The organism is Chromobacterium alticapitis (genome assembly GCF_002924365.1).
Classification (GTDB): Bacteria; Pseudomonadota; Gammaproteobacteria; order Burkholderiales; family Chromobacteriaceae; genus Chromobacterium; species Chromobacterium alticapitis.
On record NZ_PQWB01000056.1, the window covers coordinates 1 to 21,267 of the forward strand.

Below are 21,267 nucleotides of genomic sequence, written 5' to 3' on the forward strand. Positions count from 1 at the left end.
CTTTCGCCAAGCACTTACACCTATCGGTTATTCGTTCTGTTAAAGAGCAGTGCCTTCGCTGCTTTCGTCGCACCGGAAACTGTTTCGTTTCCGCTGCTTCGTTCGCTGCGTCAGCTGAGGAGGCGAACTATACGCCCGCCCCCCACACCCGTCAACACCTTTTGCGAGAAAAATTGAAAGATTTTTGGAAAAATCACGTAAGTAACTGATTTGCAATAAAACTATAATGCCAGAAAGCATCCGAAATGCTTCCCCTGGCCGGCTGGTCGCAGTAAATGGATAATCTGCGTCCCACTTTCATTAGCGCATGCAGTCCCAAAGTGAACCATAAAACCTGGATTTTCGACCTGGACGATACCCTGCACCATGCCAGCGGCGGCATCTTTGAACATATCAATCAGCTGATGACGCGTTATATGGTGCAGCATCTGGGCATCAACGAAGACGAAGCCACCGCCTTGCGCTCCCGCTACTGGGCGCAATACGGCGCCACCATGCACGGCTTGTCCACCAACCACGGCATAGACCCGCAGCATTTCTTGATCGAGACTCATCCGCTGGAAGTGCTGGAGCAGTGGCTGCAATTCGAGGAACAGCTGGCCGAAAGCCTGGCCTCGCTGCCCGGGCGCAAGATCATTCTGTCCAATGGGCCGCAACACTATGTGGAAGGCATCCTGGAGCGAATGCGGATTCAGCATCACTTCGAATCCGTCTATGGCGTGGAGCGTCTCAACTATATTCCCAAGCCTCATCTGGATGCGTTTCATACCGTGCTGGGCAAGGAAGGCCTCGATCCGGCGCGCTGCATCATGGTGGAGGACTCCCTCCCCAATCTGCTGACCGCCAAAGAGCTGGGCATGACCACGATCTGGGTCAGCCATGAGCTCCGCAAGCCGGCTCATGTCGACCACCGCGTGGAGAAGATCAGCCAGCTGTCGCGGCTACCTCTGAACTGAACATGCGTATATAAAGAAAAAGCCAGCTCCGATGAGCTGGCTTTTTTCGTATCCACTTCCGCTTACTTCAGCTTGATCTCGGACCACACCTTGTTCAGTTCGCGGCGATCCTTGGCGTTCAGATCATGCAGCTGCTGCAGACGCGGCAGATCGGTAGCCGTCGGGAAGATGGCCGGGATCTTGGTCAGCTCGGTCTTGACGAACTTGCCGGCGGCCGCGTTGGGGTTGCCGTTGCCCATTTCATTCGTCAGCCCGGCTGCGTTCTTGCCGTCCAGCATGAAGTTGATGAACTTGTAGGCCAGGTCCTTGCGCGGCGCGTCCTTCAGCACTACGAAGTTGTCCAGCGACAAGGTATTGCCTTCCTTCTGCAGGCTGAAGTTGATGCCGAAGCTGCGCTTGGCCTTCTTCGCGTCCTGCTGCGCCTGGAACATATCGTTGGAGTAGCCGAAGGCGATGTAAATGTTGCCGACCGTCAGTTCCTTGATATAGGACTGGTTGTTGAAGGCGGCCCAGTACGGCTTGGCCTTCAGGATGACATCCTTGGCGGCCTTCCAGTCTGCCGGATTGGTGGAGTTGGCCGGCTTGCCCAGGTACATCAGCGCCGCGGCGACCAGTTCGCGCTGCGAATCCAGCACAGTCACCTTGCCCTTGATCTTGGACAGCAGCGTCGGATCGAAAATCAGCGCCCAGCTGTTTACCTTGTCGCCCAGGCCCAGCTGCTTCAGCTTGGTCTCGTTGTAGCCAAGCAGCGTGGTGGTGAAGGCGTACGGGGCGGAGTATTTATTGCCCTTGTCGAAGAAGCTGTTCAGATAGCCAGGATTCAGATTCTTGAAATTGGGCAACTGGGCCTTGTCCAGCGGCTGGGCCTTGCCCTGCTTGATCAGCGCGTCTACGGCGAAGCCGGTCGGCACCACGATGTCGTAGCCCTTGGCGCCCGCGGCCAGCTTGGCCAGCAGTTCTTCGTTGTCGCCGTAGAAGTCCTGCACCAGCTTGCACTTGCAATAGGCCTCGAAGTTCTTGGCCGCGGATTCGGACAGGTAGTTGTTCCAGTTGTACAGATGCAGTTCATCGGCGGCGAACGCGTGGGTCGACGCTGCCAGCGCCAACAGCGCGAGAATCTTCTTCATATTGTTTCCTTTGTATGGCACAGCATGGTGGTACTGCAAAAGCGGGCGGCCTCTCCCTGATGCCGCCCGGATTCCTCAGCCGTTGGCGCGCAGCGCGCTGGGCGACACTCTGGAAGCGATGACGATCAGCGCCAGCGTCAGCAGCATCAGCAGGGAGGACACCGCGTTCACTTCCGGCGTCACCGCGATCTTGATCATCGAGTAAATCTCCAGCGGCAGCATGCTGGCGCCGGCACCCGCAGTGAAAAAGGTGATCACGAAGTCGTCGATGGACAAGGTGAACGCCATCAGCGCGCCAGCGATGATGCCGGGTTTGATCACCGGCAGCGTGATCAGGCGGAAGGCCTGGAACGGGGAAGCGCCCAGGTCGCGCGCCGCTTCCACCAGACTGTCGTCCATGCCCTGCATGCGCGCCCGCACCACGATGGCGACGAAGCCTATGCAGAAGGCGATGTGCGACAGCAGGATGGTGACGAAGCCCAGCTCTAGAATGCCGATCAGCTGATTGACGATGACGAAGAAGATCACCAGGCTCACCCCCATCAGCAGCTCGGGGATGGCGATGGGCGTCAACACCAGGAAGGGCAGCAGCTTCAGCTTGTAGCGATGCAGCGCGATGCCGGCCAGCGTGCCAAAAATGGTGGAGAAGAAGCTAGCCAGAATGCCGATGACCAGCGAGTTGGCCGCGGCGCTCAGCATCTTCTCGTTATGGAACAGCTTGTCGTACCACTTCAGCGTGAAGCCCACCCATTCCGCGTTCAGGCGCGAATCGTTGAACGAGTACAGCACCACGATGACCAACGGCAGGTAGAGGAAGGCGTAAGTCAGCATGGCCGAAGCCCACAGCCATTTCGATTGTTTCTTAGCCACGGCCCTTCCCCTTTCTGGCCACCAAGGCCCCCAGCGCGGCGATCAGCAACACGCCGCCGGTCAGCATGATGGACAACACGGAGCCGAACGGCCAATCGCGGGTATCCAGTATCTGCTGCTTGATCAGATTGCCGATCATGATGGACTCGGTGCCGCCCAGAATATCCGGGATGGCGAACATGCCCAGCGCCGGGATGAACACCAGCGCGGAACCAGCGAACACGCCGGGCAGGCTCAGCGGCCAGGTCACCCGCCAGAAGCGCTGCCAGGCATTGGCGCCCAGATCCTGCGCCGCGTCCAGCAGCGCCATGTCGTGCTTTTCCAGATTGGCGTACAGCGGCAGCACCATGAAGGGCAGATGCACATACACCAGGCCGACGATCACCGCGAAGGTGGTGAACAGCAGCCGCACCGGCTCGAAGCCCAGCGCCACCAGCACTGTGTTCAGCGCCTTGGTGAACGCCGATTGCGGCCCGAGGATGATCATCCAGGCGTAGATGCGAATCAGGAAGTTGGACCAGAACGGCAGGATCACCAGCAGCAACAGCAGGTCGCGGTACTTCTTGCCGGAGCGCGCGATCAGCCAGGCAAGCGGATAGGCCATCACCAGGCATACCACGGTGGTGGTCAGCGCATAGCCCGCCGATTTGGCGAACAATTCCAGATACAGCGGCTCCTCCACCAGGCGGTGGAAGTTGTCCAGCGTCAGCTGCCAGACGCGCTGGCCGTCCTCTACCAGATACAACGGCGCCAGGCCGCCGTAGTCGCCGGGCTGGCGGAACGCCGCCGCCAGCATGATCAGCGACGGGATCAGGAAGAACAATAGCAGGTACAGCAAGGGGGGCCAGGACAGCGCCCACTTGCCGAAACGATCGCGCATGGCCATGGCTTACTCCGTCAGGAAGCTGCCGGCGTCGAAACGCCAGGCGATTTCGACTACGTCGCCGTCGTCGAAGAATTTGGCGACGCCGGGGATGTTGTTGGCCTGCATGGCCTCCACCTTCACCCCGTCCGCCACCTCCACCACATACAGAGTGACGTCGCCCAGATACAGGCAGTCATGCACGCGGCCCTTGAAGTGGACTTCACCCGCCGCGGCGGGCAAGGCCTTGTCCAGCTTGACCTTCTCCGGCCGCAAGGCCAGCCAGCCCTGCTGGCCTTCCTTCACGCCCGGCGTCGCCTGGCAGACCACATCGCCGCAGCCCTTGAGCGAGACGGTCATGTTGTCGCCGTGCAGCACCTTGACCACGCCCTCCAGCACATTGCATTGGCCCAGGAAATCCGCGACGAAACGGTTCTTCGGATAGCTGTACAGCTTTTCCGGCGCGTCCAGTTGCTCCACCTTGCCCTGGCTCATCACCGCGATGCGGTGCGACAGCGCCAGCGCCTCGCCTTGATCGTGCGTCACATAGACGAAGGTGATGCCCACTTCCTTCTGCAGATTGATCAGCTCGATCTGCATTTCCTCGCGCAGCTTGGCGTCGAGCGCGGACAGCGGCTCGTCCAGCAGCAACAGGCGCGGCCGGTCCACCAGGGCGCGGGCGATAGCCACGCGCTGGCGCTGGCCGCCGGACATTTCATGCGGATAACGGTTGCCGAACTGGCTCAGGCGCACGTCAGCCAAGAGCTGTTCCACCTGGCTTTCTATTTTGGCCTTGTCCCACTTGGCCATCTTCAATGGAAACGCGATGTTCTCGCGCACCGTCATGTGGGGGAACAGCGCATAGCTCTGAAACACCGTGTGCACCGGGCGCTTCTCCGGCGCCACCTGCGACATGTCCTGGCCATCCAGCAGAATCTGGCCGGCGTCCGGCTGCTCGAAGCCGGCCAGCATGCGTAGCAAAGTCGTCTTGCCGCAGCCGGACGGTCCCAGCAGCGTAAAGAACTCGCCCGCCTCCACCGACAGGCTGACGTCATTGACGGCCGTATAGTCGCCGAAGCGCTTGACCACGTTTTTGATTTCAAGGAGAGCCATGAATCTTCCCCACCACGAAAAAGGGCGCCAGTTTAACAAAATTCATCCGGATGGAACGGCCGGAATCCCCTGAAAATTCAAGACCTCAGCGTATTTTTCCAACACGCGGGATCAAGATGACAATCCAATGGTATAAGTTGCTCTTTTCTATGAAAAAAACGCATTCGAACCATTGTCGGCCCTAACGGCCACTCTGCCGCCAGTTACAGTCTATTGATGTATTTTGACAACAATTTTGTCTAAATGCGACATGAAGGCATGCTCAAACGTCTCCCAAAATGCCACTGCCAAGAGGGAAATCGCGGTTCACTCAGACAATGCGCCAGATTCCGTCTGAACCTCCATGAGGCAAGGGACAAGGCCCGCGCCGAAAAATTCAACCTCATGCAACAAACCGCGTGATGGAAGGCTCTCGGCGCCAGCCCATGGTAAAAGGGTAAAAATATCCAAAACCTTAAAATGCAAAAAGGACGCCATTTGGCGTCCTTCAGGTTTCCTGCGGCGGCTATCAGAATTTGGTGCCGACACCGATGCCGAACACCCACGGATCGATATGCAGGGTGCCCAGCTTGGCTCCGCCCAGCTGGTCTGCGCTTACGTCCGTTTTCACCCACAGCTTCTTCACGTCGACGTTGAAGAACCAGCTCTTATTGATCGCGATATCGGCACCGGCCTGCAGCGCGGGGCCGAAGCTATTGTTCTTTACACTCAGATGTGTCACACCCGGCACATTCAGATCATTGTCATAGAAGCGGGTGTAGTTAAGGCCGGCCCCTACATAAGGACGGAACGTCGCTTCCGGCGCGAAGTGGTATTGCAGGGTCAAGGTCGGCGGCAGCACGGACACCTTGCCCACATCGCCAAACTTGTTGGTAGAGATTTTATGGCGAGAGGTGCCCAGGATCAGCTCGGTGCCAATGTTATTGGTGATCATATAGGTGAAGTCCAGCTCAGGCACCACGGCGCTCTTGGCATCAACGGTCAAGCCCGGCACCGCTCCGGAATTGTCCCAGCTGGCCGACGGCGCGACATCGATCACGCGGAAACGAGCCAGGATATCGCCCTGAGCGGCGAATGCGCTGGCGGAAATCATGCCGACCATGGCGGCGAGTGCGAGCTTCTTCATTTTATCTTCTCCAAGGGTCAAGAAAATCCAGCCTGACGCAGGCCACCGTTGCCAGTAAAATGGGCGGCTCGGCCGTGCGCGACGTCCGAAGCCAGATTATCCAAGCGCCCTTCCGCCAACCTTGCGCCAGGTCATGAAACAGTCATGAAATATGCAGATCTCCGGGAATTCATTGCCCAACTCGAACAAAAACAGCTACTCAAGCGCATCAGCGCGCCGGTATCGCCGCATCTGGAAATGACCGAAATCGGCGACCGGGTGCTGAAAGCCGGCGGCCCCGCCCTGCTGTTCGAACAACCGCGCCATGAAGGCAAGGCTTATGACTTCCCGGTTTTAGCCAATCTGTTCGGCACGCCCGAGCGCGTGGCAATGGGCATGGGCGCCGAAGATGTGATGCAACTCAGGGAGATAGGCAAGACGCTGGCCTATCTGAAGGAGCCGGAACCGCCCAAAGGGCTGAAGGATGCCTGGGACAAGCTGCCGCTGCTGAAGCAGGTGCTGTCCATGGCGCCCAAGGAAGTGAAGAAGGCGCCGTGCCAGGACATCGTCTGGGAAGGCGAGGCGGTGGATCTGGAAAAATTGCCCATTCAGCATTGCTGGCCCGGCGACGCCGCCCCGCTGATCACCTGGGGCCTCACCGTCACCCGCGGCCCCAACAAGAAGCGGCAGAACCTGGGCATCTACCGTCAACAGGTGATAGGCAAGAACCGCGTGATCATGCGCTGGCTGGCCCACCGCGGCGGCGCGCTCGATTACCGCGAATTCCGCCAGCAGAACCCGGACAAGCCGTATCCGGTGGCGGTGGTGCTGGGCTGCGACCCGGCGACGATACTCGGCGCGGTGACGCCGGTGCCGGACACACTGTCCGAATACCAGTTCGCCGGCCTCTTGCGCGGCAGCCGCACCGAGCTGGTCAAGTGCCTGGGATCAGACCTGCAAGTGCCGGCGCGCGCGGAGATCGTCCTCGAAGGCCACATCCATCCCAATGATATGGCGATGGAAGGCCCCTACGGCGACCACACCGGCTACTACAACGAGCAAGACAGCTTCCCGGTGCTGACCATAGACCGCATCACCATGCGAGAAAACCCGATCTACCACAGCACCTATACCGGCAAACCGCCGGACGAGCCGGCCATCCTGGGCGTGGCGCTGAACGAGGTGTTCGTGCCCATCTTGCAGAAGCAGTTTCCGGAGATCGTGGACTTCTACCTGCCGCCGGAGGGCTGCAGCTACCGCATGGCCATCGTCAGCATCAAGAAGCAGTATCCGGGCCACGCCAAGCGCGTGATGATGGGCTGCTGGAGCTTCCTGCGCCAGTTCATGTACACCAAATTCATCGTGGTGGTGGACGACGACGTCAACACCCGCGACTGGAAGGAAGTCATCTGGGCCATCACCACGCGCATGGACCCGGTGCGCGACACCACGCTGATAGACAACACGCCTATCGACTACCTGGACTTCGCCAGCCCGATTTCCGGCCTGGGCGGCAAGATGGGCCTGGACGCCACCAACAAGATGCCCGGCGAAACCAACCGCGAATGGGGCACCCCCATCGTGATGGACTACACGGTCAAGCAGCGGGTGGACACGCGGTGGAGCGAACTGGGACTGTAACCATCCCGCTCAGCGAAAAGCCGGACGAGAAAGCCCGGCTTTTCTTCATGCCTTCGCGCCTCACGCGGTAAGACGCCGCGCAGTCGCCAGCCAGGCGATCGCGCCGCCGCCCGCGCGCAGTTCGGCCGCCTCTTTCTCCAACACCAGCAGGCCGCCTGCCGGCAAAGCCTCGCCGTCGCCCCACCAGCAGCCTCGCTGCAAATACAGCAGGACCAGATCCGCGGCCTCCAGCCGCACGCTCTCGCCATCGGCAGGCATCAGCCTCTCCAGGCGGCCTCGTCCCCAATCCCGCGCCAGCATCAGATTGCAATCGCGCAAAGGCCCGCCCAGAAGATGGCAGGTTATGCTCGCCTCGCCCTCGAAATCCACCACCTGACCCGGCGCGTCCAATCGCCACGCGCGGCCATCGCTCGCGCGCAATGCCATCCCCTCGCCCTCCAGCAAGCCGAGTTGGCGGTCGATGCCGGGAAAATGCGAAAACGGCCCGCCCTGCGCCACCTCCGCCACGGATAGCCGAGCAGCAAACGCTTGCGGCCGCTCCGGATGCGGCAGGCGGAACAGCTCCAAAGTGCGGCCGCCGCCATTGGCCCATGGCATGGGCCGGAATTGGTCTGCGGTGTAGATCTGCGGCATGCGGCGTCTCCATGGCTGGCGAATCGTCCATCATGGCAAAGCCTCGCCGCCGGCGTCCAGCCCGCCAGTCGAGAAAACGCCCGGCACCCCGCAGTGCCGGGCTCTTAATGCAAACCGGCCACGGCTCAACGCTCCCACTCCTGCTGACGCAAAACCGCCAGGCAGCGTGCTTCGCTCGACGCGAAGGCGCGGCAGCGGACCCGCCAATCTGCCTGACATTTTCTCATTGTCCGTTTTTTCGGACACCCGCCGCGCCCCCTGCTATCATCCGTTTGTTCAGTAATAAGGATCTAACATGGCTTTTACCCACAACCCCAATTCCGCCCAACGTCTGAAGCGCTTGAATGCCCGCCAGCGCAAGAAAATGCGCGTCGGCGAATTCCGCGAACTGGGTTTCCACCTGGTAGCCGAACTCCATGACAGCGTGGACACCGACGCCCTGCTCGACGGCTGGCTGAGCCGCGTCGACGACGCCGGCATCAGCTTCGGCGGCCACTTCGACGGCAAGAGCAAATTGGAAGGCGTGGCGTTTCCGGTAGCCGAAATCAAGATCGATGACGCGCTGCGCGGCGAACTGGTTGCCTGGCTGCAAGCCCGCGCCGAAATCAAGTCGCTGGAAGCCAGCGAATTGATCGATCTGTGGCACGCCGTTTAAGGTTGCCGCGCATGCGAAAAAGCCAGCTCGATGAGCTGGCTTTTTTGTTGCCTCTCACTTATCCACAGAATGGAGCCGAGTCGAATTTTATCCACATGCATCACGACAACTGACGAAACACGCGGTAACCCAGGTAAAGCCAGGTCTCGCGCGCCAGGAAGCGCGACCAGCTGGAAAAGGTGCGGAAACGGCTGGACTGGGTAGGAGCCGGAAACGCTCGCAGGCCCAGATCGTCAGCCATCAGCACGGCGCGCCGCATATGCAACGGATCGCTGACCAAGAGATAAGAGCGAATGCCAAACTGTTTGCCGATCTCTCGCGCGTTGGACAAATTCTGCCAAGTAGTCCGCGACTGATTCTCCACCAGCATCGCCGTCATCGGCACGCCCTGGCGGGCGGCGAACTCGCGCCCGACATCGGCCTCGGCCGGATAGCCCGGCTCCGGCGTGCCGCCGGTAAAGACGATCCAGCGCACCTTGCCGCTTTGATACAGCTTGACTGCGTGATTGATGCGCTCGCGGAATACCGGCGAAGGCTTGTTGCCCCAGGCCGCGGCGCCCAGCACCAGCGCGGCGTCGGCGCCGGATTGCTCGCTGTCGCTGCCGTAGTCGACGATGCTCCAGGCCACATAGGCGAAGCCGAGCACCACCGTCAGCATCGCCAGCAGAAAACCTTTCATCATCAAACGCAAATAAAGCATCGGCAACACGGATAATCAGGGGGAGATGATCGATTGTAACCTCAATTGAACGGCATGGCGCGGCCGCTGGCTATTTCTCCAGCTCCCAGATGGCGGCCTGCAGGCTCTCCATGCGCGCGGCCAGCGCGGTTTGCGCGTCTTGCAGGGCCTTGTTGTAAATATCGCGGCCTATCTTTTCGGCGACGAAGTCCAGCAGGAAACGCGCATCGAAACCGCCAACCTCCATGCCCAGTTGATCAGACAGATATTGCTGCAATTGCGGCGCCAATTGCTCCAACTGAGACTCGCTCAAAAGTGAAGGGGTAGCCATCATCGCATCCAAAATGAAAGATTAAGATTATGGCCCAAGCGCGGCCCTGCGGGATAGCCTCCCGCCAGGTCCCCTCATTCGACTGCGCTATGAGAGCGCCGAGTCAGCCGTCTTACGGAATCCTGCACCCCGGATTGCCGACCGGACAGCGCCACAGCCAATCAACCGACATGCGCTGGCTCAATTTGACGGTAAACGCCATGCCCGGCGCCGACAAGGAGATCGTCGCCGCATCGCTGGAGAAGTCGCTCGTCATCGGCTCGCTGGTCCCCGGCACCGTGCGCAGGGCAATGGGACTGCCGAGTTGGATGCTCAATTGGCTGTTGCCCAACAGATAGCTGGCATTGTTCTGAATATACTGCCCCAGCGGGAAGACGCCGCCTCCCGGCAGGCTCACTACCTTGCCCGGCGGAATCACGCCACTTAAACCATTCAGCATATTCTGGCCCGGCTTGTACAACAACGCATCCTTCACCTGAGCCAAGCCGGCTTGCAGATGACTCTGGATGGAGCTGTCTATCTTGCCCTCGGCCTTGTTTATCAACACATCGCCCACTACCGGCAGAATCCAGCTCAAATTGGAATCGCAATCGGTGGAGGAACTGGTGCTGGCCGTCATGCCGGTCTTGCCGTCCTGCATCGCGCCGTTCGCCGTGCCGTACTGGGCATTGATGACGATATTGCTCAAGGTCAGGGTATTGGTGCAGCTATAGCTGATCACACCCCATTTATGGCCGGAGTATTGGCTGCGCACTTGATAGCTGAGGCCGGACAAGCTGATATAGGCCACGCCGCTGGCATCCGGACGGATCGTAATCGAGGGGTTGCCGCTGACCGTGCCGCCGAGGAAGGATGCGCCATTTTGCGACACCAGCTGCGACACCCGCTCGTTCATGCCTTGCTGCAAGGTATAAGGCACGCTTAATAATTGACTGACGGTTTGCTGCAGCGGTCCCGCCGCCTTCGCATCCTCGCCATAAGCCAGCGTTCCGCCGCCATAATTGACCGTCGCCCAGTATTGGTTCGAGATCACTTTCGGCGCCCAGTCCGCTTGCGCGGCGCCAGCCGCAAGCAGCCCTGCCAGAAAAATTGCTCTGCGCATCATTTCATGTTCCTTCATGGAAAAATCGCATGCCTTATGTGCCATGCGTGATCTGGAATATTCATTCTTCGAATATTCCAGATGATTTTATCCATTATGAATAAAAATGGAAGCAAATTTTCTCGCGTCGCTCGATTGGCAAGAAACATGGGCTAAACGCTATCCATGCGATGCCCACTCCATTGACTCAACTGGCAAGCGGCTCGCTGCGCATAAAAAAACCGGCGCACGAGGCGCCGGGAATCACGAGTCAAACAAAGGAGAAAACGAATTCGGTTTACAGCGTCACCCAGCGCGGCTGGGTCAGGGTTTCCGGTTGCAGGATGTCGTCCAGCTGTTCGCGGGTCAGCAGACCGTGCGCCAGCACCACGTCGGCCACGCTGCTGCCGTTGGCATGGGCCTCCGCGGCGACGCGGGTGGCGGCTTCGTAGCCGATCACCGGGTTCAGCGCCGTCACCAGGCCGATCGAGTTTTCCACGCTCTGGCGCAGACGCTCGCGGTTGGCGGTGATGCCCTTGACGCAGTGTTCGGTCAGCGTGTCGCAGGCGTTGGCCAGGTGGCCGGCGCTGCGGAACAGGCTATAGGCGATCACGGGCTCGAAGGCGTTCAGCTGCAGCTGGCCAGCCTCGGCCGCCATGGTGATGGTCATGTCGTTGCCGATGACTTCATACGCCACCTGGCTCACCACTTCCGGAATCACCGGATTGACCTTGCCCGGCATGATGGACGAACCGGCCTGGCGCGCCGGCAGATTGATTTCGCCGAAGCCGGCGCGCGGGCCGGATGACAGCAAGCGCAGGTCGTTGCAGGTCTTGGACAGCTTGACGGCCACGCGCTTGAGCACGCCGGACAGCTGCACGAAGGCGCCGCAGTCCTGGGTGGCTTCGATCAGGTTCGGCGCGGTGATCAGCTTGCAGCCCACCAGCTCGGACAAGTGCAGGCACACCAGCTTGGCGTAATCGGGGTGGGCGGTGATGCCGGTGCCGATGGCGGTGGCGCCGAGGTTGATCTCCAGCATCAGGGCGCTGGCTTCCTTCAGGCGCTGTTCATCTTCGCCCAGCATCACGGCGTAGGTCTGGAATTCCTGGCCCAGGGTCATCGGCACCGCGTCCTGCAGCTGGGTGCGGCCCATCTTCAGGATGTCCTTGAACGCCTCGGCCTTGTCCGCAAAGGCCTTGCGCAGCACTTCCATGCGCGACACCAGCTTCAGCACGCCCCAGAAGGCGGCCAGGCGCAGCGCGGTGGGGTAGACGTCGTTGGTGCTTTGGCACAGGTTGACGTGCTCGTTCGGGTGCAGGTGCTGGTACTCGCCCTTGGCGTGGCCCAGCAGCTCCAGCGCGCGGTTGGCGATGACCTCGTTGGCGTTCATATTGGTGGAGGTGCCCGCGCCGCCCTGGATCACATCGACGACGAACTGGTCATGCAGCTTGCCGGCGCGGATTTCCTCGCAAGCATCGATGATGGCCTGTGCCAGCTTGGGCTGCAGGATGCCGAGATCCCGATTGGCCTGGGCGGCGGCTTGCTTGATGCAGGCCAGCGCGCGGATCAGGTCGCCATAGCCGGCGATAGTCTGGCCGGTGATCGGGAAATTCTCGATGGCGCGCAGGGTGTGCACGCCCCAGTAGGCGTCAGCCGGCACGTCGCGGTTGCCGAGCAGGTCGTGTTCGATGCGGGTGGTCATCTGCGGGTCTCCTCAAGGCGGCCGTCATGCGCGGCCTGGAATGCCCCGCACTGTATGCCTGCCCCGCAGGCTTGGCCAATTCCGAATGCGGATGTGGTTATGCATGAAATGCATAACCTTGCCAAACCCTTGCCTGGCCGGAACGACAGGCTCACACCGCCGGGTAGCGCTCGGCCAGATAGGCCCATAAAGCGGCCTGTTCCGGCTTGGCGTGGCGCAGATCGCAATACAGCTGAATCTCCATTTCCACGCTCCACTCGCCGCCGCCGGCCGCCGCCAGCAAACCGGCCCGGCATTCCGCCGCCACCGAGCTTTCCGGCAGGAAAGCCAGCCCGTGGCCAGCCAAGGCCATCTGCTTCAGCCCCTCCGCCATATCGGTTTCGTAGCGCAGCGAAAGATGCGCCGGTTGCGGGCCGCTGACCAGCAGCAGATCGCTCATCAGCCGGAAATAAGCGTTGCTGGCATAGCCGAGAAAAGGCAGCGGCGCCTCTGGACTTCCTGGCAGGACATAGCGCGGCGCGCCGTCTGCCATGATCGAGTAAGGACGCAAGCGCTCCACGCCCAGGCGCAGCCCGCCGTAGCGCGCGTCATGCAACTCCACCGGCCGCTTGGGATGGTGGTAGCACATCAGGAAATCGCTGCCGCCTTCGACGAAGGCCAACACGGCGTCGTGCACATTGCTGGCCTGCAGTCTGCAAGACAGTTCGCCGAAGCCTTCTTCCACCGCGGTCAGCCACTTGGGGAAATACGAAAACGACAAGGTATGCGGCACGGCGAATTCCAGCGTGCCCTGCGGCAAGGGCTGCAGACCGCGCAGCATGGTGCGGGTGGTATTGAGCTGGGCCAGCAAGGGCACCGCCTGTTCCTGCAGCAGCTTGCCGGCGGCGGTGAGCTTGGTGGGATAGGTGGTGCGGTCTATCAGATCCGCCCCCAGCCAGCTCTCCAGCGCGCGGATGCGTCGTGAAAACGCCGGCTGCGTCAGGTGGCGCAGTTCGGCCGAGCGAGTGAAACTGCCGGTATCGGCCAGCACCAAAAAATCTTCCAGCCAGCGGGTTTCCATCGCCAGATGTCCATGTGGGAGATGCCCGATGTTACACCGGCGCGGCACTTTCCGGCATTGCCGCGCTCTATCTCATCCTGCGCTCTACGCGACACAATGCCAACGATTAGACCATTGACATATCAAGACCAGCCTTTCAGATTAGCCTGATGACCGCTTTCCTTCCCAGCCCGCCGCTCCGCCCAAGGCGCGGCCGCGCCCTGGCCATCAGCGCCAGCGTCTTGCTCCATGTCTTGACGCTGCTGTATCTGCGAATAGATCAAGCCCCCGTTCCGGCGCGCCGCGATGCGCCTCCCGTGCAGGTGCGGATTCTGCCGATTACGCCAAGCGCACCGGCTGCTGCCATTGCTAAGCCCGCGCCAGCCCCCCCACCCTCTATGGCGCGCCTTGCCATCGCGGCCCAATCGTCCGCGAGACTGTCCGTTCCCGCCAAATCGCATGCCTTGGCAGCGCTTGCTCAGCCGCGGGCGGGCAAAGCCGACGCCAGCGCGGCCAAGGGCGAACCCCGTCTGACGATGGAAGGCTTGCGCCAGCAAATGCGTAGCCTGGAGCCGGAAAACCCCAATGCCAAGCCGCTGCGCGAAGACGTGGACAAGGCGAGGCTGGCGCGCGGCATAGACCGGGCGGAGCGCGCCGATTGCAAGAATGCCTACGCCGGCATGGGCCTCCTGGCCGCGCCTATGCTGCTTAAGGACGCCTTCGATAAAGACAATGGCTGCAAGTGGTAGCTTGCAGCCATTGTCAAAGCCGGGGGTAAGCGGACTCAGCCCTGCAGCGTCACCCAGTCCTGCGTCGCCTCCCCGGCGTGGAATTCATGCACCGCTTCCTGCATCAAGGCAAACGCTTCCGGCGCGTCCAGCCGCTGGCAGGCCTCGCGCAGCCGAGCCATCAGCGAAGCCATTTCGTCCTCGGCCAGGTGGTACTCCTGGGCGCGCATGATGCGGGCGTGGTCGGTGGCCAGCACGTTGTCGCCTATCAGCAGCTCTTCGTACAGCTTCTCGCCCGGACGCAAACCGGTCACCAGGATTTCGATATCGCCATCCGGCTGCTCATCATCCCTGACTTCCAGCCCGGACAAATGGATCATGCGCCGCGCCAGATCGATGATCTTGACCGGTTCGCCCATGTCCAGCACGAACACGTCGCCGCCATCGCCCATCGCGCCGGCCTGGATCACCAGTTGCGCCGCTTCCGGAATGGTCATGAAGTAACGCGTGATGTCGGCATGGGTCAGCGTGATCGGGCCGCCGGCCTGGATCTGACGGCGGAACAGCGGGACGACGGAGCCGGAGCTGCCCAGCACATTGCCGAAGCGCACCATCACGAAGCGGGTGCGGCTGCCGCGCGCGTGGCGGGTTTGCAGCGTCAGCTCGGCCAGCCGCTTGGTGGCGCCCATCACATTGGTCGGGCGCACGGCCTTGTCCGTGGAGATCAGCACGAAGGTGTCCACGCCGCAGTCTTCCGCCGCGCGGGCAGTGGTATCCGTACCGAAAGCGTTGTTGACGATACCGGCCACCGGGTTGTGCTCCACCATGGGCACGTGTTTGTAGGCGGCGGCGTGATACACCGTTTCCACCTGGAAGGCGCGCATCACCTGAGTCAGCCTGTCGTAGTCGGTGACTGAGCCCAAGATAGGCGTGCGCGGGATTTTCGGCGCCAGCTGCGCCAGCTCCTGGTCTATGCTGTACAGCGCGAATTCCGACAATTCGAACAGCACGATGCGCGCCGGCCGGTTCTTGACGATTTGCCGCGCCAGCTCGGAACCGATGGAGCCGCCGGCGCCGCTGACCATCACCACCTTGCCCTTGATATTGCGCGCCAGCAGCTCGGCCTTGGGCGGCACCGGATCGCGGCCCAGCAAGTCCTCGATCTCCACTTCCTTCAATTCCTCCACCCGCGCTTCGCCGGACACCAGGTCCGCCATGCCGGGCAGGCGCTTGATCGGCACCCGCAGTTTTTCCAGCGACTCCAGTATCTCGCGCTGGCGGCCGCGGCCTACCGAAGGCATGGCCAGCAGAATGCACTTGGCCTGGGTGCCTTTGACCAGCGCCGGCAACTCATCCGGCGCATGCACCGCCACGCCGCGATACGTGCGGCGCAGCAGTTCGGGATTATCGTCGACGAAGGCCATGGGGCGATATTCGCGGCCGGCCTGCAAGGCCAGCAGCAGCTGCACGCCGGCCCGGCCGGCGCCGTAGATGATGACCGGATCGCGCGGCGCGTCGGTGGCATCGATCCGCCGCACCAGGCCGCGCAGCAGGAAGCGGCTGCCGCCGATATAGGCCATGGCGAACACCCAGAAGATCACGACCGAAGCGCGCGGCATGGCCCAGATCGAGAACATCTGGATCACGCCCTGCAATACCAGCACCGACAGCGTGACGCCGCTGAACACGGTGAATATGATTTTGTCGTCCAGATACTTCAGCACCGCGCGGTACAGGCCCAGCTTGATGAAGATGGGTATCGCCCACAGCGGCGGCACGATGAAGATCCACAGATGCGGATTGAGCTTGTGGTCCCAGTAGCCGCCCAGGCGCAGGAACACCGCGCTCCACAGAGCCAGCGGCAACAGCAGCGCGTCCATCAGCGCCAGCATCGCCATCTTGTTGTGGCGGGAGAAGGCTAGCAGTTTTTCAAACATGGTCATTCTTTCGTATCCGGCAGCCATTGATACAGCGCGTCCGGACAGCGTTCCTCGTTATCGTGGCCGTCGCCCAGGCCCAGCAATTGGAAGCCATGCGCCTCGTAGAAGCGGCGCGCGCCGGCATTGGCCTGGAAAACATGCAAGCGGCAAGCCTGGGCTTGGCCCGACAAAGCCTGCGCCAGCAGGGCGCGCCCTATGCCTGCTCCCTGATGCGGCGCGGCGACGTAGAGCTGATCCAGCCACCGCGCGCCGTCTTGCTCCGAGCAGGCGGCAAAGCCGGCCACCTCGCCGTTCCGCTCCGCCAGCCAAACTTGCGCAGACGGCAGCAGCGCCTCGGCGAACCAGGCGCGCACCGCGGCGTCATCATGCGCCAACGGCGCGTAAGGCATGGCGCGTCGGCAATCCAAATAGATGCCAGCCAACGCGGCGGCGTCGGCTGTCTTGGCTGTGCGGATGGCGATGGTCATCGGCTCACGATCTTCATCAAGGTGGCGACGATGATGCGGATGTCTTCACACAGGCTGTGCGTCTCGGCATAACGCACGTAGTAGCCCAACTTCTCCGGCAACACCTCGTCGATATAAGCGCGCTCTGGATCGGCGGCGCGGCCTAGTATTTCGTTTTCATCGATCATGCGGATCGACGCCCAGTCGGTGATGCCGGGGCGCACCGACAGCACGATGTCCTTCGCCTCGGCCGGATAATGAGCCACGTACTTGGGCACTTCCGGCCGCGGACCGACCAGGCTCATGTCGCCGAACAGCACGTCGAGCAGCTGCGGCAGCTCGTCCAGCTTGGTCTTGCGCAGCAGGCGGCCGGCGCCGGTGATTCGCGAATCGGCGCCGACGGTCAGCTGGCCCTGGCGCTCGGTATCCACCTGCATGGTGCGGAATTTATGGATGCGAAACAGCGCGCCGCCTCGCCCCACCCGCACCTGGCGGAAAAACACCGGCCCCGGCGAATCCAGCTTCACCCACAAGGCCACCGCCAGCAAGGGCAGCGCCAGCACCGCAAGCCCCAAGCCGGAAGCGGCGATGTCGAACAAGCGCTTTGCCAGCCGCGAGCCATGGCGGCGCGGCCGGCAGCAGGGCGGCAGCAATTCGCCGCCCTTGTTCAGGCCAGGCTCGCTCATGCGCCGAGAATCTCGCGCACCGCGGCGATGACGCGGGTCTGGTCTTCGTCCGTCATCCGGGTGTACAGCGGCAGCGTCACCTCGGCCTCGAAAGCGGCGTCAGCAACCGGGAATTGCTCGCGCGTCAGCTGATAACCGTCGCGCCATACCGGCTGGCGGTGCAGCGGGATGAAATGCACCGAGCAGCCTATGCCCTTCTCCGCCATCTTGGCGATGAAGTCGTCGCGGCTGATGCCGGCCTCCGGCTTGATGCGCACCGGGTACAGGTGCCAGGCGTGGTTGCTGCCCTCGTCCTTGGCGCGCGCCGGCAGGACCAGCGGCAGGCCGGCCAATTCGCGGTCGAAGCGCTGGGCCATGGCCTCACGCTTTTCGTAGAAGCCGCGGATTTTCTTCAGCTGATGGATGCCCATCGCCGCGGCGGTGTCCGGCATATTGTACTTGTAGCCCGGCGCCACCACTTCGTAGAACCAGGCCGGCGTCTTGGACACGTAGCGGTCGAAAGCGTCGCGGCTGATGCCATGCAGGCGCATCACCTTGCAGCGGGCGATGATGTCCTTGTGCTTGGACACCACCATGCCGCCCTCGCCGGTGGTCATGGTCTTGTTGGCGTAGAAGCTGAATACCGTCACGTCGGAATCCAGCGTGCCGATCAGCTTGCCCTTATAGTAGGTGGGCATCGCGTGGGCGGCGTCCTCGACGATCTTCAGGCCATGCTCGCGGGCGATGGCGAGGATTTCGTCCATGTCGCAGGCCAGGCCGGCGAAGTGCACCGGGATGATGGCTTTGGTCTTGCTGGTGATCGCGGCGCGGATCGCGTCCGGACGGATGTTGAAGGTCGCGGCGTCCACATCCACGCACACCGGGTGCGCGCCGAGGTAGCGCACCACTTCGGCGGTGGCGGTGAAGGTATAGGACGGCACGATCACTTCGTCGCCCTCGGTCACGCCGATGGCCTCCAGCGCCAGGTGCAGGCCGGCGGTGGCGGAATTCACCGCGATGGCCTCGACGCCGTCGCCCAAGAATGCCGCGAAGTCAGCCTCGAACTGCTTGGTCTTGGGACCGGTGGTCACCCAACCGGAGCGCAATGCATCGACCACTTCGTTGATCTCTTCCTCGCCGATATCCGGCAAGGCGAACGGCAGGAATTTTTGTTCGCTCATTGTTTTCTCTTTCGTCTTTGCGCGGCCGCGCTCGGCCGCCGTCCATGTCCATCGCCGCGCGCCTCGCGCCCGGCCTGCCAAATCTTGCGTAGGGCGGAAGCCCCGAAGGGGCGTTCCGCCATCACTCGATTCATCTCAACAAAGGCGGAACGCCCGCGCAGCGGGCTTCCGCCCTACGCCAAAATCACAGCCTCACCGCCGCCAGGAAGCGCCGCGCCAGCACCGCGTAATCGTGGTTGGCCAACACATAAGCCTTGCCGGCCGCGCCCATCGCATCGCGCTCTGCCAGCGGCAGCACCGCCATGCGCTTGACCGCGTCGGCGATGACGGCAGGGTCTTCCACGCCTATGCTCAAGCCCGCGCCGGCGTCCTTCACCATATCGTTGCCGGCCTCCACCGAATGGATCACCGGCTTGCCCGCCATCATATAGTCGAACAGCTTGTTCGGATTGATGCCGAAACGGTAGATCGGCAGCTTGCGCCAGCCTATGTACAAGGCATCGCATTCGGCCAGGAAGGCCGGCACGCTGCGCTTGGCGATGGAGGGCAGGAACATCACATTGTTCAGTTTCAGCTCGGCGGCGCGCGCCACCAGCGCTTCTTTGTCCGGGCCATCGCCCACCAGCACGAAAGTCACCGGCGCATCCTGCATCAATGCCGCGGCTTCCAGCAGATAATCCAGCGCGTTGGCCAGGCCGTGGCCGCCGGCGTAGCCGACGATGAAGCGCCCATGGGCCTTCAATTCCGCCAGCCGCATCCGGTGCTCGGCGGACAGCGGCAACGCCTCGCCCTGCCATTCGCTGACGTCCACGCCGTTGGGAATCACCGCGTATTTTTCCGGCGCCATGCCGTGCGCCATCATGTAATCCTTGGCGCAAGGCAGCATGGACACCACGGTGTCTGCGCGCTTGTAGCCGAAGTCCTCCGCCCACTGCAGCAGGCGGATGAACGGGTGCTTGGGCGACATGCCGCCCACTTCCATCGGCGTCAGCGGCCACAAGTCGTGCACCTCGTACACCAGCCGCGCGCCGGTCTTGCCGGCTATCCAGGCCGCCGGGATGGTGTCCAGCGGATAGGTGGACGAGGCGATCACCACGTCCGGCCTCCATTGTTTCAGGTAGCGGCCGGACAGGCCCATCACCTTGCCCAGGAAACTGAAGATATTGAGCACTCGGCCGACGCCATTGCCTTCATAAGGGCGGGTCTTGCACCAGGTGTAGCGGATGCCGTCGATGTCTTCGTCCTGGTACTTGCCATCCACTTGCGGATGGGTCTGGCGCAGATGGGACACGTCGGCGGCCAACATGTTCACTTCATGCCCGGCCTTCACCCATTCGCGCGCCAGGTAATAGGGGCGGAATTCCATGCCGTGGCGCGGGCTGCCGGCGTAGTGGTTGATATAGAGAATCTTCATGATTTAGAGCGTTGCGTACAGCTTGATCAGCTTGTCGGCCTCGGCCGCCCAGCTGTATTTATTGAGCACCGCCCGCTTGCCGGACTCGCCGAGCGCGCGCATGCGCGCTTCGTCGCCCAACAGCTCGTTAATGGCGGCGGAGATGGCTGCGGCGTCCTGCGGATCGACCAGCACGCCGCAGCCGGCGTCGTCGACGATCTCGCGCCAGACCGGGAAATCGCTGGCGATCACCGGCATGCCGGCGGCCATGTATTCAAACAGCTTGATCGGCAGCGCGTCCACGTAATTGGGCGTGGGGAACAAGGTCACCAGGCCGATCTTGCTCTTGGCCAGCACCTCGGCCACGCCCTTGCGGTCCAGCACGCCCAGGTCGTTGACCCGCGCCCAGCCGGGCTGGGCCGTCACCGCGGCGCGAAGGTCGCTCTCGCTCCACGGGCCGGCCAGGTTAAGCCGGGTGGAGGTGCCCGGCAGCGCGGCGACGATGGGCTCGATGCCGCGGATGCGGCTGATGCCGCCGATATAGCACACCTCGTTGCGGCGGCTTTCCCACGGCGTGTCGCGCACCAGCTCTTCCAGAATCGGGAAGTTGCACACGTCCAGCGCGTGGGCGCCCAGCTGCTCGAAGCGTTTGCGGATGTGCGGGGTGGAGGTGACGATGGCATCGAAGCGGCGCGCGGCCCAATCCTCCAGCGTCTCGAAGCCGCCGGACACCAGCGGGCGCACGGCGCCGGGTATCCAGTGCTTGGCCAGGATCTGGCGCGGCACGTCCTCGTGCACGTCATACACTACCTTGATGCCGGCCTGCTTCAGGCGCACGCCGGCGGGAATCAGCTCCGGGTCGTGGAAATGGACCACTTCCGGCCGCAGCTTCAGCGCGGCCTGGTAGACGCGCTTGACGGTGCCGGTCATCCGCGACAGACGGCCGCCGGTCTTGGGGCCGACATCATGGATGCGCACGCCGTTGCGGATTTCCTCGCCCAGGCCGTCGGCGACGATCAACGTCACCTCATGGCCGGCCGCCGCCAGCGAGCTGCACTCTTTGACGAATATGCGAATGTCGTGACGCGGGTGGGCGGAGGTCAGGTGGGCAATTTTCATG

The 21,267-nt window shown here is 62.2% G+C and carries 22 protein-coding genes; 5 read left to right on the forward strand and 17 right to left on the reverse strand.

What is annotated here, in order from left to right:
* Together C2I19_RS22510 and C2I19_RS13870 are read left to right on the forward strand one after the other, a co-directional pair.
* A partial coding sequence (locus C2I19_RS22510) for a hypothetical protein (RefSeq protein ID WP_233201198.1) occupies positions 1-209 on the forward strand: 209 nt, incomplete at its 5' end.
* A 111-nt stretch (positions 210-320) separates the two neighbouring features.
* On the forward strand, positions 321-956 hold the full coding sequence (locus C2I19_RS13870) for a pyrimidine 5'-nucleotidase (protein ID WP_199181181.1): 636 nt from the start codon (positions 321-323) through the stop codon (positions 954-956).
* 62 nt (positions 957-1,018) lie between these two features.
* On the opposite strand, the gene C2I19_RS13875 is transcribed toward C2I19_RS13870, so the two are convergent.
* From C2I19_RS13875 to C2I19_RS13895, 5 genes are all read right to left on the reverse strand, one after another.
* Complete coding sequence (locus tag C2I19_RS13875) at positions 1,019-2,083, reverse strand: ABC transporter substrate-binding protein (RefSeq protein ID WP_103903294.1); 1,065 nt, start codon at positions 2,081-2,083, stop codon at positions 1,019-1,021.
* 75 nt (positions 2,084-2,158) lie between these two features.
* Positions 2,159-2,953, reverse strand: a complete 795-nt coding sequence (locus tag C2I19_RS13880; protein ID WP_233201199.1) for an ABC transporter permease — start codon at positions 2,951-2,953, stop codon at positions 2,159-2,161.
* The gene (locus C2I19_RS13885) at positions 2,946-3,839 is read right to left on the reverse strand and encodes an ABC transporter permease (protein ID WP_233201200.1); all 894 of its coding nucleotides are present in this window, start codon (positions 3,837-3,839) and stop codon (positions 2,946-2,948) included. The genes C2I19_RS13880 and C2I19_RS13885 overlap by 8 nt, the downstream gene beginning before the upstream one ends.
* Positions 3,840-3,842: 3 nt before the next feature.
* The gene (locus C2I19_RS13890) at positions 3,843-4,928 is read right to left on the reverse strand and encodes an ABC transporter ATP-binding protein (RefSeq protein WP_103903296.1); all 1,086 of its coding nucleotides are present in this window, start codon (positions 4,926-4,928) and stop codon (positions 3,843-3,845) included.
* Positions 4,929-5,436: 508 nt separating this feature from the next.
* Complete coding sequence (locus C2I19_RS13895) at positions 5,437-6,054, reverse strand: OmpW/AlkL family protein (RefSeq protein WP_103903297.1); 618 nt, start codon at positions 6,052-6,054, stop codon at positions 5,437-5,439.
* A 144-nt stretch (positions 6,055-6,198) separates the two neighbouring features.
* Between C2I19_RS13895 and ubiD the strand changes: the two genes are divergently transcribed.
* Entirely contained in the window at positions 6,199-7,674 is a 1,476-nt protein-coding gene (gene ubiD, locus C2I19_RS13900) for a 4-hydroxy-3-polyprenylbenzoate decarboxylase (RefSeq protein ID WP_103903298.1), read from the forward strand.
* A gap of 60 nt (positions 7,675-7,734) precedes the next feature.
* On the opposite strand, the gene C2I19_RS13905 is transcribed toward ubiD, so the two are convergent.
* On the reverse strand, positions 7,735-8,307 hold the full coding sequence (locus C2I19_RS13905; protein ID WP_103903299.1) for a HutD/Ves family protein: 573 nt from the start codon (positions 8,305-8,307) through the stop codon (positions 7,735-7,737).
* A 295-nt stretch (positions 8,308-8,602) separates the two neighbouring features.
* Between C2I19_RS13905 and C2I19_RS13910 the strand changes: the two genes are divergently transcribed.
* A complete protein-coding gene (locus C2I19_RS13910; RefSeq protein WP_103903300.1) occupies positions 8,603-8,962 on the forward strand; it encodes a 50S ribosome-binding protein YggL in 360 nt (119 codons plus the stop codon).
* Between the two features lie 100 nt (positions 8,963-9,062).
* Here the strand turns inward: C2I19_RS13910 and C2I19_RS13915 are convergent, their stop codons facing one another.
* The 5 genes from C2I19_RS13915 to C2I19_RS13935 all read right to left on the reverse strand — a co-directional run bounded on the left by C2I19_RS13915 (position 9,063) and on the right by C2I19_RS13935 (position 13,815).
* The gene (locus C2I19_RS13915; protein ID WP_233201201.1) at positions 9,063-9,644 is read right to left on the reverse strand and encodes a YdcF family protein; all 582 of its coding nucleotides are present in this window, start codon (positions 9,642-9,644) and stop codon (positions 9,063-9,065) included.
* A gap of 88 nt (positions 9,645-9,732) precedes the next feature.
* On the reverse strand, positions 9,733-9,972 hold the full coding sequence (locus tag C2I19_RS13920; protein WP_103903302.1) for a DUF2164 domain-containing protein: 240 nt from the start codon (positions 9,970-9,972) through the stop codon (positions 9,733-9,735).
* A 112-nt stretch (positions 9,973-10,084) separates the two neighbouring features.
* Positions 10,085-11,077, reverse strand: coding sequence for a hypothetical protein (locus tag C2I19_RS13925; protein WP_199181182.1), 993 nt, complete (start codon positions 11,075-11,077; stop codon positions 10,085-10,087).
* A 274-nt stretch (positions 11,078-11,351) separates the two neighbouring features.
* Positions 11,352-12,755 (reverse strand): aspartate ammonia-lyase, encoded by a 1,404-nt coding sequence (aspA, locus tag C2I19_RS13930; RefSeq protein WP_103903303.1) that lies wholly within the window; start codon positions 12,753-12,755, stop codon positions 11,352-11,354.
* Between the two features lie 151 nt (positions 12,756-12,906).
* Positions 12,907-13,815, reverse strand: a complete 909-nt coding sequence (locus C2I19_RS13935) for a LysR family transcriptional regulator (protein ID WP_103903304.1) — start codon at positions 13,813-13,815, stop codon at positions 12,907-12,909.
* 443 nt (positions 13,816-14,258) lie between these two features.
* Here C2I19_RS13935 and C2I19_RS13940 point away from each other — a divergent pair, with 443 nt between their 5' ends.
* A complete protein-coding gene (locus tag C2I19_RS13940) occupies positions 14,259-14,543 on the forward strand; it encodes a hypothetical protein (protein ID WP_146056816.1) in 285 nt (94 codons plus the stop codon).
* A gap of 35 nt (positions 14,544-14,578) precedes the next feature.
* Here C2I19_RS13940 and C2I19_RS13945 read toward each other — a convergent pair whose 3' ends face one another.
* The 6 genes from C2I19_RS13945 to C2I19_RS13970 all read right to left on the reverse strand — a co-directional run bounded on the left by C2I19_RS13945 (position 14,579) and on the right by C2I19_RS13970 (position 21,266).
* The gene (locus tag C2I19_RS13945) at positions 14,579-16,459 is read right to left on the reverse strand and encodes a polysaccharide biosynthesis protein (protein WP_103903333.1); all 1,881 of its coding nucleotides are present in this window, start codon (positions 16,457-16,459) and stop codon (positions 14,579-14,581) included.
* Between the two features lie 2 nt (positions 16,460-16,461).
* The gene (locus C2I19_RS13950; protein ID WP_103903306.1) at positions 16,462-16,929 is read right to left on the reverse strand and encodes a GNAT family N-acetyltransferase; all 468 of its coding nucleotides are present in this window, start codon (positions 16,927-16,929) and stop codon (positions 16,462-16,464) included.
* Positions 16,926-17,594 (reverse strand): sugar transferase, encoded by a 669-nt coding sequence (locus C2I19_RS13955; protein ID WP_304529153.1) that lies wholly within the window; start codon positions 17,592-17,594, stop codon positions 16,926-16,928. Before C2I19_RS13955 ends, C2I19_RS13950 begins: the two co-directional genes overlap by 4 nt.
* Positions 17,591-18,754 carry a DegT/DnrJ/EryC1/StrS family aminotransferase gene (locus C2I19_RS13960; protein WP_103903307.1) on the reverse strand — a complete coding sequence of 388 codons (1,164 nt, stop codon included), beginning with the start codon at positions 18,752-18,754 and terminating at the stop codon, positions 17,591-17,593. The genes C2I19_RS13955 and C2I19_RS13960 overlap by 4 nt, the downstream gene beginning before the upstream one ends.
* A gap of 184 nt (positions 18,755-18,938) precedes the next feature.
* Positions 18,939-20,168, reverse strand: coding sequence for a glycosyltransferase family 4 protein (locus C2I19_RS13965; RefSeq protein ID WP_103903308.1), 1,230 nt, complete (start codon positions 20,166-20,168; stop codon positions 18,939-18,941).
* 3 nt (positions 20,169-20,171) lie between these two features.
* A complete protein-coding gene (locus tag C2I19_RS13970; protein WP_103903309.1) occupies positions 20,172-21,266 on the reverse strand; it encodes a glycosyltransferase family 4 protein in 1,095 nt (364 codons plus the stop codon).
* Between the last annotated feature and the right edge of the window lies 1 nt (position 21,267).